The sequence below is a fragment of the Bacillus sp. GW823-FHT06B01 genome (assembly GCF_058952315.1).
On sequence record NZ_JBXAHR010000001.1, the window covers coordinates 1202007 to 1219145 of the forward strand.

The window sequence follows — 17139 nt, forward strand, 5'->3', positions numbered from 1 at the left end:
GCTCATATGTAACAAAGTTTTAACACCTTTAATACTTCCCTAATATCTTTTAATTCATGTATGTTTTCAAACACTTCATACGTCTAATTGTCCAAGCTCATACATATGCATAATAGTAAATCAAGCTCATCGTAGTAGAAAGAGGGATAACATGGACAATCAACAATGGCAAGTAGCAAAGAAGGTCGCTGCTACTTATATTGGAACAGTCGTTGGAGCTGGATTTGCTACTGGACGAGAAATCGTTGAATTTTTTACAGTGAACGGATTATATGGAACAATTGGCATATGTGTAAGTGGATTTTTTTTTATTTGGCTTGGCACAAAGATGATGTTACTTTCATCACAAATCGGTGCATTTTCAGCACAAGAATTTAACAAATATTTATTTGGGGATGTAGTTGGCAATGTTGTAAACACACTATTATTACTCGTATTATTTGGTGTAACGAGCGTTATGTTATCAGGAGCTGGGGCGGTATTTGAAGAGCAACTTCGTTTACCAAGACAACTTGGTATTTTCATTATATTGATCGCCTGTCTCATTATAGGTAGTCGCGGATTACAAGGGGTTTTTGAAGTTAATACACTTGTCGTACCTATTATGATGATTTTTATTATCGGACTTGCTATTACAACTTTTTTTCACGGTACAACTCCTATTAGTGACACTATTCCTGCAGAAAGCTGGAATATGAAGTGGATTACTAGTCCTATTACATATGTCGCCTTAAATCTTTCTCTCGCCCAAAGCGTTCTCGTTCCGTTAGCCAGTGAAGTAAAGGATCGAAAGGCCATTTTATGGGGTGGTATTTTAGGCGGTGCAGGACTTTCTTTAATTTTATTATGTAGCCATTTAGCTATTTTATCAGTCGATCAATTTTATCAATATAATATCCCAATGGCTGAAGTCATAAGAAAATTCAATGCAACTTTTCACTTTTTCTTTGTTCTTATCATTTTCGGTGAAGTGTTCACAACTTTAGTTGGTAATGTGTTCGGAATGACAAAACAAATGCAATCCATCACCGGATGGAAAAGTAACAATATTATTTTCTTCATTTTACTAATTAGTTATTGCTTTAGTTACATTGGTTACAGTGAACTACTCCACATTCTATATCCTATAATTGGATGGGTCAGCATCATTTTACTGCCAATTATTGCTTTTAAACAACTTCAAAAAACATAAAAGAAGCATCCATGTTATTGGATGCTTCTTTTATGTTCATTCACAATCATCGCATACTTCCCAGTACGGCCCCATTTCGAGTGCTAAATATGGCTTTAATTGCAACCGAATCATCCGACTAGGCATACGTTCTAAAACGAATTGAATTCCTTCTTCCTCTTCGTCTAATTCAACTTTTGAAATCGCAATTCTTTGCATAGTAGAAATAGGCATTCCATCTTTATATAAAGTGATTTTCACCTCATCATATTCATTAAAATACAATTCAACACTCGTTTGATTTTTCAACAGTTCATCAACAATTTCATATTTATCATTTCGTTCCTGGATTATATATTTCCAGCCGCCTCTACCTTCTTCTTTCGGAGCTGCTTGAAATAATGTCATCAAATCCTCGTATAGCATAAGATAACCCCTCTCTTACTAAAAAACGATGAGTATTTTATATACCCTTTATCTCTATCACTATCCATATGTATTGTACCATATATCGTCGTTTTTACCGTATTCATTTGCTTCATAATTGCATGTAAAACACCTGATTCTCTTCATTATTATATGAATTGTCTCTCATTATATTTCTTAATATGCTTCTAACGCTTTCCAAGCATATCAAACATAAGTAAATGCACTCTTTGTCCATCCTCCGCTTAGTATTTCCTTACAATAACAAAAAAGAAGAGTGACTTTTATCACTCCCCTTAAAAGAATTTCCCCGTAGCTACTAACGCTAATACTAGTATTAAAATTGTAAATAATAATGATACAATGAAACTAAAAATAGGTAATGCTTTCTTTTCATTCTTCTTAAAGAGTAACTTTAAACTAAGAAAGATGTTTACTGGTACAAGTATAAAATAAAAATATTTAACAATTTGCACCGAACTATTCGAAAGTGTTTTTAAAATAAACACTTCAATTAGAAAGACAATAAAAAATGAAATACTTAACCAAAATGAGACATAACTAAGCCAAGAATGTCTTTTGGTACCCCAATAAACTCCCATAGTAATCTCCTTTATTTGCATTTTATACGATTATAATTATACACAAAGCAAACAAATACCTCTATTTTCCGACAAATATCATACAAAATATACCTTTAAATATTATAAAGATACTCTCAATCTCATTTCATTTTACATAATAAAAACAGACTACTCCAATAGCATACTGCTATTTTGGAGATAGTCTGTCCTCTGTTAAACTTTAAATCTTTCAATTAACCCTTGTAACTCTTCAGCCATTTGAGATAATGTACCAGCCGCCGAACTAATCTCCTCAATGGACGCTAGTTGTTCTTCTGCTGATGCTGCAACGTTTTGAGTACTCGTCGCATTGTTCTGTGCTGTCATTGCAATTTGACCTACTGAAATAGACACTTCATTTGCACCTTTTGACATCCCATTAGCCGTTTCAACCATCGTTTTAATTTGATCTGCAATTTCATTTGTAGATAGTAAAATCTCAGTAAAGTTTTGCTTCGTTTCATTCGCAATAACAAGTCCAGATTGAACTTCTTCATTTACATGCCCCATAGATTTTACCGTCTTACTCATGTCATCTTGTATTTCACATATTAATTTACTAATTTCACTAGAAGATACACTAGACTTCTCCGCCAATTTACGTACTTCATCTGCAACGATTGCAAATCCTCTTCCGTGCTCTCCTGCTCTTGCAGCTTCAATTGCCGCATTCAAAGCTAGAAGATTCGTTTGATCTGCAATATTTTGAATGACTTCTAGTATGTCACCAATTTGTTTTGATTTATTATTTAGCAACTGTATAACTTCATCTGATTGTGAAACAGATTCTGCAATAGACTGCATTTGATTTACTGTTTTTCCTACTAGTTTCCCACCATCTTCTGCTTTTTCACGAGTATGAGCAGAAGCCGTATTAATTGATGATGAACTTTTTGCTACATGCTGAATTCCTTCTGTTACATCAAATAATAACATTGCACCATTTTCTACGCTCGTTGTTTGCGTTGTTGCCCCGCTCGATATTTCATCCATTGCCATTGTAATTTGCTCAGTTGCTTCACTCGCTTGTCTTACACTTGCCGTTAGCTCTTCTGATGCTGCTGCAACATGTCCAGCCGAAGTATTAATTCTTCCAATTAACGTTCGCAATGCATCTGTCATCTCATTGAATCCTTTTGCAAGTTGGCCAATTTCATCATTAGAATGAATCTCGATTGTTTGCGTTAAATCTCCCTCACTTATTTCTTTAGAAGTGGCAACTAATCTTTTTAATGGCTTCGTTATAGAAAGTGTCACAAAATAAATAAGTGCTCCGCCTATAACTAATGAAATGAACATAACAATTAACATATTATAAAATACAGGCTGCGCAGCTTCAATTATTTCATTTGAGTACATCGTTCCACCGATTTTCCAACCTGTTTTTACATTTGTAGCAAATACCATTTGTTTTTCGCTGCCATCATACATATATGAAAAAGCACCATGGTTATCCTCATAAATTTTCTTCGCCCAAGAATCAGCTGCTTTTTCCCCAGATTTTTCTTGAGGATGTGCAATTATTTTTTGTTTTCCATCTAAAATGAAAGCATATCCCTTTTTACCGATATTGATTAACTTTGTTGTTTTTAATAAATTATCTAAACTTAAATCTATTGCTACAACACCGTTTTTATCTTCTGCTTGTTTTGCAATCGTTACGACAATATGTCCATTTCCTTGCGCCTTATACGGCTCAGTAACGACAATACCACCTTGTTTTGCCACTGCATCTTTATACCAAGAACGTTCTGTTGGATCATAGTCTGCTGCCATTTGTATATTTGGTTCTTGTACAAATTTCTTATCATTCCCGGCAACATAAACTTGTTCAACATCTTTATTTAAATTGATATATTGAGATAACATTTTTCTTAATTCATCTTGATTATCCCCTTGATACATATTACCTTGAATCACACGTGCAAAATTATTTACATCATTAAATTTCGCCTCAATCATTTGATTGATTAAATTATCTAATATTTTTATATTGTCGTGAGCACTGCTCGTAATTTGTGATTCAAAATTCTTTTTAGCTGTTTGATAAGACATGCCTCCGATAATAGAGACAGCCGCAATTAAAATAACAAAAAATGAAATTAGTAGTTTTTTTGCTACTTTCATATCACGAAACAAATTTAATAGTCTACCCATTACAAACCTCCTGCTTTTCAATTTCAATAGTTAAATCTAGCGAGTTGTAAACATTTCCCATCCCTAAATTATTATTTTCATAATCTATTACGATGAATACTTTGTAAAGTTTAAACAATTAAATTCCCTTTGTCTATATATTTGAATAATATTATTATAAAATTTACAAATGCAAAAAAAGCCAAAGGGAACCACCCTTTGGCTTTTCATATTTTTTTATGCTGTTTAGAAATCTTTTTCCACTTATCACGCTCTGCTCTCGCAAGAATAGCATCTTGTTTTCTCATAAAATACGCCAGTTCTCTTTGTAATTTTTTATAGCTTTGCAAACGATTTATCGTAATAATTCCGTTATCAATTGCATTATGCACTGCGCACCCTGGCTCATTTTCATGTTTACAATCCCTAAAACGGCACGTTTTTGCTAGTTCTTCAATATCAGAAAATGTTGTTTGAATTGCATCGTTTCCTTCCCAAAGCTGTAGCTCCCTCATACCAGGAGTATCAATAACTAAACTACCACTCGGTAATCGGAACAATTCACGATGGGTTGTCGTATGTCTTCCTTTACTATCTTCCTCACGAATATCACCCGTTTTTGCTACTTCAATACCTATCAGTGCATTTAACAAAGTGGATTTTCCAACCCCAGATGATCCGACTAGAGCAATTGTTTTTCCTGAAGAAACAAATTGCTGCAACGATTCGATACCATTATGTTCTAAACTATCAACGACGAAGATCGGAACACCAATTGCCACAGCTTCCGTTTCAACAATTTTCTGTTCCACATCTTCACATAAGCTACTCTTTGTTAAAACAATAACAGGCATCGCACCACTTTCATACGCTAATAGTAAATAGCGCTCCATTCTTCTTACGTTAAAATCATGGTTAAGTGCATTCACTAAAAATAGATAATCTACATTTGCTGCTATTACTTGTTCTTCCGTTCGAGTACCAGCCTCTTGTCTAGAAAAAGAACTTCTTCTTGGAAAAATACGATGAATAATTGCTTTCTTTTCATTCTCTATTTTCTTTATATACACCCAATCACCTACAGCTGGATAATCTCCCTTCGTTACCGCTTCATGTCGAAACTTTCCAGACAGCTCTGCCATATATTCACCATCATTACAAATAATTCGATATATATGCTTATGCTCAAGTAAAATACGCCCTACTTCAAAGTTCTCTACAGCTTGTTCCTCAAAAAAAGAATCCCAGCCGAACGATTCTAAAATATTTTGATTCAAATTGATATCCTCCCTAGTTTAAGCTAAGCGGAAGGATCGTGCGCTAACTTATACAGTCTCGCCCTTTCCATCCACCTTTGTATTTGGTTTATTAATATAAGTTATTTTCGCCATAATACATCACCCCGTTCTCATTTTAATTACTCTCATTATATGGAATATTCATTTAAAAAGCTACCTTATTTAACGTAATTTTCAAATAATTTATTTTTCATCATTCTAATTTGTCCACGGTGATTAATCTCATCTTCTAGCACATGAAACCACAGATAGTGCTGGTTATACGCTACATCGTTAGGCCACTTTCTTTCTGACATAAGCCATTCATCATCTTGTTCACTCAAATACTTCAACGATTCTTCTCGAACACTTTGTAGAAGTTGTTCATAATACTGTATGTCATGACCACGGATTGTTCTCCCCGCTTCCCCTAAATACAGTGCGTCTTCCCATATTTTTAATTCTTCTTTTGTAAAGTCACGATCTTGAAATGAAATAAGTTGATGAGCTTTTTCTATAGCTGCTATATGCTTTAGTAACGCTCCGATGGAATTTCCTCCACTCGGCATAATGAAATCTAATTGCTCAACTGATAGATCTTGTATTTCCTGTAATGTTACAGACCTCGTATGCTCCAGCATGCTTACTAATTCCCCTATATTTTTTGTATAACCATCCACACTTCTTATTCGATAATCTATATTCATATCACACACCCTTTCTACATTCATATTAAGGAATAACCTCTTCATATAATAGACTGAAATATATCAGATTTTTCTGTTATAATTAATTTGAATACAGTAAAAAACCAAACAAACTTTCTCAATATGCTTCTATGAAATATTAAAAGGAATCAATATAAAATAATCGAATCTTATTCACTAAAAGGAGTGGATTCGATGGAAATGTATCAATGGCTAACTGCAGTTCTTGTTGGTGGCATTACTGGCTTCGTTTCCCATCTAATCAATAACCAAGGTAAGTTATTGCTTCCACGCCGTTTGAAAACTTTTTTTCACTTTGGATTTTTGACTGATATTTTTACTGGTAGTCTAGCTGCACTTCTTGGACTCGTTCTATTCGATGTCACCTTAATAAAAGAAATTATTAAAGTATCCATTGTGACTGCCATTTCCGGTCAGACTTTCTTACTGCACCAAGCGCTTGGTGGTGAACAGGCTAAAAATACACAAATTGGGAAAGCTGATGAGAAGATTCAAGAAATTGACAAATTATTACGACGTTAGTCTATACTTTTTTTAAAAATTATTGCTATAATAAACAATAAATATTTTCTATTGCGTCGTTTGTCAGAAGAAAGGGTGTTTCGTATGACAAAAAAGAAAATAGAAGATTTCTTAACAAACACTGAAAAAGAGGAACTGCTAGAAAACTATAAATGTTTACGAGAAGCCCGCACAAAAAGCGAAGCTAATTATTTTGGAGAAGCAGTCAACCATCTATTAAATACAGCAAAACAACGAATTATTAAAGATGCAGGCATACATGATGAAAATGCAGCAACTGTTCAATCAAAAAGAAAAGCACTGTTTTAGTTACATTAGCTAAAACAGTGCTTTTTATTTAGAATTTTTTCTTCTTGCCATGCTATATTCTCTCTGCCTTTATTCTTCCCATTTTTACAGTTTCAAAAGTCAAATAGGCCTAGAGATCAACTTAATAATATTAGCCCGTGCACACCATTTTAATAATAGGTTTATTAAATCGCTTCTTTTAAATCTGAATGCGGATTTGGTCCGTATTGATTGTCATTTTCTTCACTTTCAATGATAAAAAATACAAGTAAAACAACGCTACCAAACGGTACGAAATTTAATAGTTGCCACCATCCTGTTTTCCCAATATCATGCAATCGTCGTGCACCAACCGAAAAACTTGGTATAATCATTACTAACATAAATAGCAACGCAATAATAGCAACTAACACCTCTGAAAATGATGATAAAAATAACAGTAACCAAAAAATTACGATATTCGATAAACTAAAAGTCCAGTACTCTTTTCGCGTAGCTCTACCACTAAAATTCCCATAATTCTTTAGAGCTTTCAAATACCATTGCATTTAAATCCCTCCCTTTTATCCCCAATAAAATTAAAACATGTAATTATTAACAGATAAGTAGAAATATAACACAGCATTTATGTAAAATCCATATCCTAATCTAAATTATCCTCTATTTAAATAGTTTTTTCTTTCAGCATTTTTCACATTACTTTCACATCTATTTCACAAATATAAGTAGTCCTATATGTTAAACTACATATATCCTTTTCCAAGGAACTATATGCCGATATATAAATCCCTATCTTTGTAGGGATTTTTTATTTTTGAATTCCTCATAACTTTGTTACAATACATTTCTACTACTATTTCTATACTTTTAGTAACCACTGTAATTAATAGCACATTCATGTATTCACACTCTTATTAATTCTGATTTGCAAAATATTTATACAGACTTTATGATGCAATTCCTGTTTCACTATCTTCATTAAGCTTTTCACTTTTTCTAAACAAAAATAAAGCTCCTATATATAGTAACGCAGTAAAACTACCTATGAGTATAAAATTGTGAGATGCTGCAAATAGCAGTCCTGCTATTGCAGCTCCAATCATTTGACCAATATACATAGAAGCATTAGCAAGCGCGGCTCCTGTTCCTCTTGCTACACTAGATATGTTTTGTAAGTGCCTCATCATTAATACAAACAAAATTCCTGTCACAAAAAACAAAACAAAGAACAATAACTCCATCAATACGATGTTCTTTACATGAGGAAGTAATACATATAGCACTGCTGTAAATATAATTCCACCATAGAAAGAAAGGTTATAACCAATTTTATTTACGATTCTAGGGCCAAAAATATTACCAGTTAAATTTCCTAGTCCTAATACGAGCATAGCTGTACCTACTTCATGAACTTGTAAGCCAAATTGAATGGAAAGCCATACACCCAAAAATGAAAATGCAGCAAAATTACCAGTTTGAAAAACAAAATATGCAAAATAAGAAATTGAAACCTTTGAATCTGTAAGTAATTGTTTATAGCGCTTTAAGATGTTTGTTTTACTTCCACCTATATGAACCGGTTTTATTTCTGGTAATACTACATAGATAAGAATTACAAGTAGTGCTGATAATATACCAATGATGAAGAATGGTGTTGTATAGTGTATCATTGCCAAATACGATCCAACTGGCAACCCTAAAATTTGAGAGATTGCTAACCCTGCTGTTGCAATTCCAATTGCCTTTACAATTCCCTCCTTCTCTATAAGGAGCGGAATAGATGCCCACACTTGTGGAGATACAAAAGCTGCACTTACACCTGCTAAAAATCTAAATGCTAGCATCCATAGAAAACTCGGTGCCATTCCACATAAAAACGTACTTAACGCAAAAAAACTCATTCCTATTACCATTACTTTTTTTCTGTTTAAGCCATCTGATATAGGACCAGCAATAAGCGCAAATCCAGCGTATCCTAAAGCATATGAGCTCACCATCCACCCTGACAGCTCAGTTGAAACATGATACACCTGTTGTAATATCGGTAAAAGTGGTGAAATTAAGAAAGTATCCGTACCGATCATAAACATGGTTGTAAAGAATACAGCTAGTACTCTTTTCATCTAAACCTTCTCCTTTTATATAAAGTGAAACTTTAATCAGTGGGGGTTTTGTTCATCGCCCACTGATTATCAGCCCTCACCAATCGGGCTTTTACGGGCAGTTGATTCCCCACCTAACTTCTTTGCTCCCGCTAAATTTTGAGGTGGGGGCCTTACTGCACGTTAATGCGGGATAAAAAGAGGGAACACCCCTCTTCTCAATTAAGCTTCTAAAATAGCTTCAATCTCTTTCATCACCTTCTCATTCAATGAAACTTCCACAGCTCTTACACTTTCTCTTATTTGCTCCGCTCGTTTCCCACCAGGAATAACAGTATCAATTCCTTTTTTATTTAATAGCCATGCTAAAGCTAAATGTGATACTTCAAGATTCATTTCTTTAGCTAAACCTTTTAACTTCTCAACTTTTTTAAAGTTACTCTTATATGTATTTTCTTCAAATAGATTTACACTTTGACGCCAATCGCCTTCGTTTAATTTAAAATCTTCTGTATATTTTCCACCTAGTATCCCAAAAGCAAGAGGCCCGTATGGTATAAATGAAATACCTGATTCTATACAATACGGCAAAAGTTCTTCTCCAGCAGTACGATCCAACATATTATACGGTGATTGTACAACATCTATCTGTCCATGCTGATTCGCTTCTTTTAATTGCTCTACGTTAATGTTTGATATTCCTATTGAACGAATTCTCCCTTCTTCTTTTAGACGAGCAAGCTCACCAATTGAATCTATGTAACTTATTTCTGGATTTGTAAAATGTAAATAATATAAATCAATATAATCAGTTTGTAATCTTCTTAAGCTATTTTCCACAGCATTTCTTAAATAGCTTCGTTCATTATTAATATAAACCTCTCCATTTAATAATGGTTGTATGCCACCTTTTGTAGCAAGTACAACTTCTTGGCGTTTTCTTTTCAATACTTCTCCTACCAATTCCTCTGATCTACCGAAACCGTATGAATCTGCTGTATCAAAAAATGTAATCCCTTGCTGGATAGCTTCTTCTATTAATCGTTTTCCTTCTTCCTCATTCACATCAGCATATAAATTATGCCCCCCTACAGCGTTTGTTCCTAACCCCAACTTTGAAATATGTAGTCCTGCCTTTTGTAATTTTGTATACTTCATTTTTTCTCCCCCTATATTTCTATTGTTCGAATATATTCGAACGATAGAAATATACCACTTTATATGTTATAGTGCAAACTATATTAACTGATACAAGTAGGTGAAAAAAATGCGTACTCTTTATCATCCAAACCGTGAAGAAATTCAATTCTCTTCAGTCTTATACGCACTTAGCGATCAAATTCGTTTACAAATTGTAACAATGCTACTAGAAAAACATGAACAATCTTGTGGTGCGTTAAACATTCCCATTGCGAAATCAACTTTATCTCACCATTTCAAGGTTTTACGTGAATCCGGTGTTATGTATACACGCCTTGAAGGAACACAGCGTTTCATTTCAATTCGTGAAGATGACTTGCATGCTAGATTCCCCGGTTTATTAGACGTCGTATTACATGCAACAGAACCATACTAAAAAACATCTCATATTCTTATGAGATGTTTTTTATTTTTGCTATTCTTTTAGCAACTTGAATCAATCGGGAATTTGTTCATCACACACTAAGAAGATATGCGTGTCATTCTTTCTTACTTTATTTTTGTAATGGATCCTTTGGACACTTTAATTATTTGATTACATTTTATACACATCATTAATATAGGGCCGCCTATCTGTTTCAATTCCTGTAGTTGCTTATGCTCACACTTCCCCATCTAATTACCTCCCCTATCATATAATTAGGTCATTTTGTAATCAATAACACTACTAAGTCCATTCCTAATGTAAGGTCTGAATAAAACGTTTAAACGCCGATATCCCTTCGTCATCTCGTTTAAAAACGCCAGCATCTTCAAGCGCCTGTATAAATTTCTTTCCTAATTCTGCTCTTACTATCTCCTGTACATTTTGTTCATGTATCCGATTGTCATATTTGATTTTTAATTGTTCTGCCCATCGTATATGAAGCGTTGGAATATCACTTGGAATGTTAAGTAAGAATTTTTCCACTTCCTGAAGTTCTGTTTTTAAACGCGCCGGAAGTACAGCTAACCCCATTACTTCAATTAGACCGATATTTTCCTTTTTAATATGTTGTATTTCCGCATGAGGGTGGAAAATACCTAGCGGATGTTCTTCACTTGTACGATTGTTTCGCAAAACAAGGTCCAATTCATACATACCATTCCGGTAACGGGCAATCGGCGTAATCGTATTATGTGGAACAACATTCGTAAATGCAAATATATTAACAGACGGATCACTATATTCCTTCCACCTATCTAATATGTACTCCCCTGCATTTACTATTTGTTCTATGTCTTTACTTCTTAAGCGAATAACTGACATAGGCCATTTAATAATAGAACATTGCATTTCTGGAAAGTTAGTTAGTTCAAAAATTAGGTCGTTTGATGCATTTGCCATAGCAAATTCATAGTTTCCACCTTGATAGTGGTCATGTGTTAGAATAGACCCTCCTACAATTGGCAAATCTGCATTGGACCCAAGGAAATAATGTGGGAATTTTCCTACAAATTTTAACAAACGTAAAAATGTTTGACGGTCAATTTTCATATCTCGATGTTCTGAGGACAATACAATGCAGTGTTCATTGAAGTATATATACGGAGAATACTGTAGAAACCAGCTTTCATCTGTAAGATTCATCCGGATCATACGATGATTCGATCGTGCTGGATGTCCAGTTCTGCCTCTATATCCTTCATTCTCAATACAAAGTAAACATTTTGGATAATTTGTACTTTCCAGTACTCTCTCTCTAGCAATTTGTTTCGGGTCTTTTTCCGGTTTTGATAAATTAATTGTTATATCAATGGCACCATATTCCGTATTTACTTTATAATTTATATTTTTGGCAATTTGCTTCATTTGTATATAGTTGCTGTTTTTACTTAATTCATAGAAGTAATTTGTCGCAGCCTTCGGATTTTGTTCGAATTTTTTATAAAATAGAGTATTAATAACAGTCGGTTTGGACATAAAAACATCCATAATTGCACTTGCTAAGATTTCCCTCTCGTCCATTACTGACTCAATGACTTTATGCATACAAGCATATTCAATTAACTCTTCCAATAACTCTGAAATTGCTTTCTTTGCAGGTGCGGGCGCTGACGCTTCCACTATAAAGTCATCTAAACGAAGTAAGGAAAGGATTTGATTCCTTGTATATATTTCATCTTCTTTTTCAATTAATTGAACTTCAATAGCACGATCAATTAACTGCTGAATAGCTTGATATATCATCAGTATATACCTCCTCTAACCTTATAGCGGTTTACGTTGTTACGATGCAAGTTCTATGTACCTTTTATCATTTTATGAACAGACGTATAGGATAACCACCATTCTAATTTACGTTTTGCTTTCTCCGAAGAAACTATTAGCATACTTGAATCGCCCGTTTAGTAAGCTATTTTGTTACATTATACGTATGTAAAAACACTTCTACAATCAACATCTTGTCGTATTTTTTATACATCTTGCTTTTCACTTTTAACATCTCACTAAAAACATAAAAAGGTACATTTTTTGAAGAACAATTTCTGACGATTTAATAAACGCAATAATACACAGAATATAAAACTACCTTTATCTTAAACCCTAATCTGTATCTCTGTGTCCCTCTCCTGAATGTAGCTTTTCAATAATAAACGCATCTGCTCCAGTATCGCCGCCGTTTAATTTTTAATGAGCTTCTCAAATAAAATAATCCTATCTTTATAAGCCAGAATTATTTTTTATTTATCTTATTTTCAACATTACAAAAAACAATATTTCTAAAAAACAGAGCAATATCTCTCTTGTGTAAGCGCTTCACAAAAAGTAATCTATGGGTACAGATAGATACTAGAAACTACTTCTGGTTTTAATAGATTCTCAACTACTATACAAGCTTTACATTCTATCAAAATATTAAGTTTAAAAGGCCAAAAAGTGATCTATACCTGTGAAGAACCATCAATATCAAAAGTGCCAAAATCGAAAACGAGGGGGTACATATGAAAAAATCAAAAAAGAAATTCAGGAGGACGATCGCAACACTTGTATCGGGTTGTGTCGTAGGTTCTACTTGTTTTACAAATGGTTACCTAATCCAAGCTGAGAGCACCACGGATACTATACAAGCTGAAAATCAAATTATTTCTCAAAGTCCAAATGCGGTTATTTCATCTAATCAAATGAACGTTCTTGTTGATGTGAATTTTCCAAGAGTCATTCAATACGATTTAAAATCTGGAAATGATGCAGGAAAGACTTTTTACGGACAGACTGAGGCATTAGATACAATCCTTATTAATGACGTAGCAGTAAAACCAAAAGTCAAAGCAAAAGTTTTATCAGATAAAGTTGTATATGAAATGACGGTAATAGACACTAATAACAATATTTCTGCGGTTATTACTGCTGAGTTCGTTGTTAAAGAAAATATATTAGAATTCAATATTACAAAGATCGTCGACAACAAAATTGTAAAAACTATTGAAATTCCAAATCATAATTTAATTTCTGTAAATAACAGTCAAAAAGATGCAGTGCTAGACGGTGTACAGATGTCAACAAATACACATATCAATGGTGACAGACAAGTAAAGGTTGATGAAAATTTAAATACGAAAGATGAAGAGCAAGAAGGATATATGTATACTTTTCTTTCTACTGATGAATTGAGTGCAAGTATATGGTCTAATACGGAGAATAGTTTAGTAAAAAAATTAGCTCCAGATTCTTATGCTGCAAAGACTGATGCTCAAAGAATTACGGCAAATGCTACGACTAATAGTGCAGGAAAAAAAACAATTGGTCTAAGTAGTACATTCTGGACGTATCAAAAGTCAGAAGAACATCGTAAAGAAGATGGCACTCTAGAGCTAAAGGACGGGACAGTTAATAAGGTAGATGAAATGCCGTCTGTGAAGGTTATCATTACTGCTGACGCTAATGATGATAAAAAAATAAACTGGCAAGACGGAGCAATTGCTTATAGGAAAATTATGAACGAACCTCTAGGAGCAGAAAAAGTTCCAGACCTAGTTGGTTACCGTGTGAACATGAACTTTGGCAGTCAAGCCCAAAACCCTTTCTTAATGGCTTTAGACGGAGTGAAAAAATTTCACCTAAATACTGATGGACTAGGGCAATCTATTCTACTAAAAGGTTATGGTAGTGAAGGGCATGATTCTGGTCATTTAAATTATGCTGACATTGGAACCCGAATTGGCGGTGCAAAGGACATGAAAACATTGCTAACGAGGGGTAAAGAATATGGGGCAACTTTTGGTGTTCATGTGAATGCAAGTGAAACGTATCCAGAGTCAAAATACTTCCAAGAAGATCGTTTATTAAAAAATCCAGATGGAACTTATAAGTATGGTTGGAACTGGATCGATCAAGGAATAAACATTAATGCTGATTATGATTTAAGAAATGGCCGAGCACAACGATTCAAAGATTTATATGATGCTCTTGGTGGCAAGAAGAATGAATTAGATTTTATTTATGTAGACGTTTGGGGTAATGGACAGTCAGGTGATAATAGTACATGGCCGAGCCGTCAATTAAGTAAAGAAATAAACAGTTTAGGTTGGCGCTTAGGCAGTGAGTGGGGATATGCGAACGAGTACGATTCCACATTCCAACACTGGGCAGCCGATTTGACTTACGGCGGGTATACCTTAAAAGGTATCAATAGTACTATCACTCGTTTCATTAAAAACCATCAAAAAGATGCATGGATTGGTAACTATCCTAAGTATGGAGGCGACGCAGATGCTCCATTATTAGGTGGATACAGTATGAAAGACTTTGAAGGTTGGCAAGGTAGAAGTGACTACAAAGCGTATATTGATAACTTATTTGCGGTGAATGTTCCAAGCAAATTCATTCAACATTATAAAGTAACACAGTGGGAAAATGGAAAAGCAGTTGAAATGATAGATGATAAACAACAAACTTACAACTGGGTACCAGGTATGAAGACAGTATTAAAAGACGAATCTAGTGAAAATACACTTACAATTGAAAGAAAATCAAATGATTTTGCAAATGATAAAGATGGCTATCGAACGAGAACTATGACATTAAATGGCAAGCAAATATTTGAAGGTAAACCTGGTGACGAAAAGTATTTATTCCCATGGTCTTGGGATCAAAATGGTAAAAAATTATCAGCAGATAATGAAAAATTATATCATTGGAACACAAACGGTGGAAAAACAACGTGGACTGTCCCTACTGGTTGGCAAGGTACCGTTAAAGTGTATGAGTTAACAGAATTAGGTAAAGAGAAAATGAAAAATGTTAAAATTGAAAATGGAAAAATCACATTAGATGCAAAAAAATCTACTGCATATGTAATTTATAAAGGGCCAAAATCCAATAAAGATGTTAAATGGAGTGAAGGAATGCATCTTATAGATACTGGCTTTAACAGTAATTCCCTAAAAGATTGGAAAATCAAAGGAGACTCAAAAGCAGTTCAGATTACGAAGAGTGAAGGTAATAATAATATGCTAACAATCTCCAACAATAAAAAGAAAGTAAATGTTACCCAAAAATTAACAGACCTAAAACCTAATACAAAGTATGCTGCATATGTTGGTATAGACAACCGAAGTGAAGCACAAGCAAGCATCACAATTACTTCTAACAACAAACAGTATACGAATAGTACTGGTAAATCTATCGCTAAAAACTATGTAAGAGCATACGCACATAATACATTAGGCTCAGAGCAAGCAAAAGCTGATGGTCAAATGACTTCAACTGTGGATGGAACAAGTTACTTCCAAAACATGTATGTATTTTTTGAAACTGGTAAAAAAACATCCGATGTAACAATTGATTTATCTAGAGATGCTGGAAATGGTGCAAGTTACTTTGATGATATTCGCATCGTGGAAAGTAATGCTGAAAACCAAGTAAGCAATAATAAATTCGTACAAGACTTTGAAAATGTTGTACAAGGCATCTATCCGTTTGTAATTGGTAATATTGAAGGCGTAGAAGATAATAGAACCCACCTGTCTGAATTACATGCACCGTATACGCAAAGAGGTTGGAATCAAAAAATAGTAAATGATGTTATCGCAGGTAAATGGTCACTTAAAACGAATGGATTAACGGAAGGTGATGCTCTTGTGTACCAAACTATCCCTCAGAACTTCACATTTAAACCAGGAGTAACGTATAAAATTACTTTTGATTATGAGGTAGGTAGTGATGGAACGTATGCAGTTGTGACAGGTAATGCTCCATTTGAAGAAAAAGGAGTATTAACTAAGGAGGAATTAAAATCAACCGCAAGTAGTGATAAGAATGCAAAAGCTGGCACATATTCCTTTACTTTAACAGGAGATGGATCGGGGCAAAGCTGGTTTGGGATTTATTCCACTAATAAAGCAGCTAATACTAACGGTGTGAAAGGCTCACAAGCTAACTTTAACGGTTATAAAGATATTATGCTTGATAATCTAGTTATTGAAGTAGTTTCAAATAAATAGAATCCGTTGCTTTATATTGAAAGAAGTTGTCCCAAAAGGTCCTTAAAAATGATCTTTTGGAGACAACTTCTTTTTTTATACTCTATAAATATAAGAGGATTGTTCCTTTCTGTCCGTAATTTGGTTGTGGTGACATACTTATATCAAAAAGAGGTTAACCCATATAGCTACTCAGCTACTTTTAGGTTACCCTCTTTTCATTCGCAATATTACTCGAACGATAAAACTACTTTTAACTTA

At 34.0% G+C, this 17139-nt stretch carries 14 protein-coding genes and 1 pseudogene; 5 read left to right on the forward strand and 10 right to left on the reverse strand.

What is annotated here, in order from left to right; genetic code table 11:
* Positions 1-151: 151 nt before the first annotated feature.
* The gene (locus tag AC1Q8N_RS06300) at positions 152-1192 is read left to right on the forward strand and encodes a YkvI family membrane protein (RefSeq protein ID WP_048543161.1); all 1041 of its coding nucleotides are present in this window, start codon (positions 152-154) and stop codon (positions 1190-1192) included.
* A gap of 36 nt (positions 1193-1228) precedes the next feature.
* On the opposite strand, the gene AC1Q8N_RS06305 is transcribed toward AC1Q8N_RS06300, so the two are convergent.
* The 5 genes from AC1Q8N_RS06305 to AC1Q8N_RS06325 form a co-directional block, all read right to left on the reverse strand.
* Positions 1229-1597: a DUF3979 family protein gene (locus tag AC1Q8N_RS06305; protein ID WP_493521128.1), complete on the reverse strand. Its 369-nt coding sequence runs from the start codon at positions 1595-1597 to the stop codon at positions 1229-1231.
* A 296-nt stretch (positions 1598-1893) separates the two neighbouring features.
* Positions 1894-2199, reverse strand: coding sequence for a hypothetical protein (locus AC1Q8N_RS06310; RefSeq protein ID WP_000539573.1), 306 nt, complete (start codon positions 2197-2199; stop codon positions 1894-1896).
* A 195-nt stretch (positions 2200-2394) separates the two neighbouring features.
* A complete protein-coding gene (locus tag AC1Q8N_RS06315) occupies positions 2395-4377 on the reverse strand; it encodes a HAMP domain-containing methyl-accepting chemotaxis protein (protein ID WP_048543162.1) in 1983 nt (660 codons plus the stop codon).
* A gap of 206 nt (positions 4378-4583) precedes the next feature.
* Positions 4584-5633: a ribosome small subunit-dependent GTPase A gene (gene rsgA / locus AC1Q8N_RS06320; protein ID WP_098049210.1), complete on the reverse strand. Its 1050-nt coding sequence runs from the start codon at positions 5631-5633 to the stop codon at positions 4584-4586.
* A gap of 179 nt (positions 5634-5812) precedes the next feature.
* Positions 5813-6340: a DinB family protein gene (locus AC1Q8N_RS06325; RefSeq protein ID WP_048543587.1), complete on the reverse strand. Its 528-nt coding sequence runs from the start codon at positions 6338-6340 to the stop codon at positions 5813-5815.
* A 195-nt stretch (positions 6341-6535) separates the two neighbouring features.
* On the opposite strand from AC1Q8N_RS06325, the gene AC1Q8N_RS06330 reads away from it, so the two are divergent.
* Together AC1Q8N_RS06330 and AC1Q8N_RS06335 are read left to right on the forward strand one after the other, a co-directional pair.
* On the forward strand, positions 6536-6883 hold the full coding sequence (locus tag AC1Q8N_RS06330) for a DUF4257 domain-containing protein (protein WP_000426320.1): 348 nt from the start codon (positions 6536-6538) through the stop codon (positions 6881-6883).
* 84 nt (positions 6884-6967) lie between these two features.
* Complete coding sequence (locus AC1Q8N_RS06335; RefSeq protein WP_048543166.1) at positions 6968-7192, forward strand: hypothetical protein; 225 nt, start codon at positions 6968-6970, stop codon at positions 7190-7192.
* Between the two features lie 164 nt (positions 7193-7356).
* Here AC1Q8N_RS06335 and AC1Q8N_RS06340 read toward each other — a convergent pair whose 3' ends face one another.
* The 4 genes and pseudogenes from AC1Q8N_RS06340 to AC1Q8N_RS06355 all read right to left on the reverse strand — a co-directional run bounded on the left by AC1Q8N_RS06340 (position 7357) and on the right by AC1Q8N_RS06355 (position 10431).
* Positions 7357-7719 (reverse strand): DUF805 domain-containing protein, encoded by a 363-nt coding sequence (locus tag AC1Q8N_RS06340; RefSeq protein ID WP_001198797.1) that lies wholly within the window; start codon positions 7717-7719, stop codon positions 7357-7359.
* A 143-nt stretch (positions 7720-7862) separates the two neighbouring features.
* Positions 7863-8070: pseudogene (locus AC1Q8N_RS06345) on the reverse strand (hypothetical protein).
* A gap of 48 nt (positions 8071-8118) precedes the next feature.
* Entirely contained in the window at positions 8119-9294 is a 1176-nt protein-coding gene (locus AC1Q8N_RS06350) for an MFS transporter (RefSeq protein ID WP_098079487.1), read from the reverse strand.
* A 201-nt stretch (positions 9295-9495) separates the two neighbouring features.
* Positions 9496-10431 (reverse strand): aldo/keto reductase, encoded by a 936-nt coding sequence (locus AC1Q8N_RS06355; RefSeq protein WP_098079485.1) that lies wholly within the window; start codon positions 10429-10431, stop codon positions 9496-9498.
* 109 nt (positions 10432-10540) lie between these two features.
* Here AC1Q8N_RS06355 and AC1Q8N_RS06360 point away from each other — a divergent pair, with 109 nt between their 5' ends.
* Positions 10541-10849, forward strand: a complete 309-nt coding sequence (locus AC1Q8N_RS06360; protein WP_001259913.1) for an ArsR/SmtB family transcription factor — start codon at positions 10541-10543, stop codon at positions 10847-10849.
* 303 nt (positions 10850-11152) lie between these two features.
* Here the strand turns inward: AC1Q8N_RS06360 and galT are convergent, their stop codons facing one another.
* Positions 11153-12643, reverse strand: a complete 1491-nt coding sequence (gene galT / locus AC1Q8N_RS06365; protein WP_098847335.1) for a UDP-glucose--hexose-1-phosphate uridylyltransferase — start codon at positions 12641-12643, stop codon at positions 11153-11155.
* A 755-nt stretch (positions 12644-13398) separates the two neighbouring features.
* On the opposite strand from galT, the gene AC1Q8N_RS06370 reads away from it, so the two are divergent.
* Entirely contained in the window at positions 13399-16899 is a 3501-nt protein-coding gene (locus tag AC1Q8N_RS06370) for an endo-alpha-N-acetylgalactosaminidase family protein (RefSeq protein WP_493521129.1), read from the forward strand.
* Positions 16900-17139 lie beyond the last annotated feature (240 nt).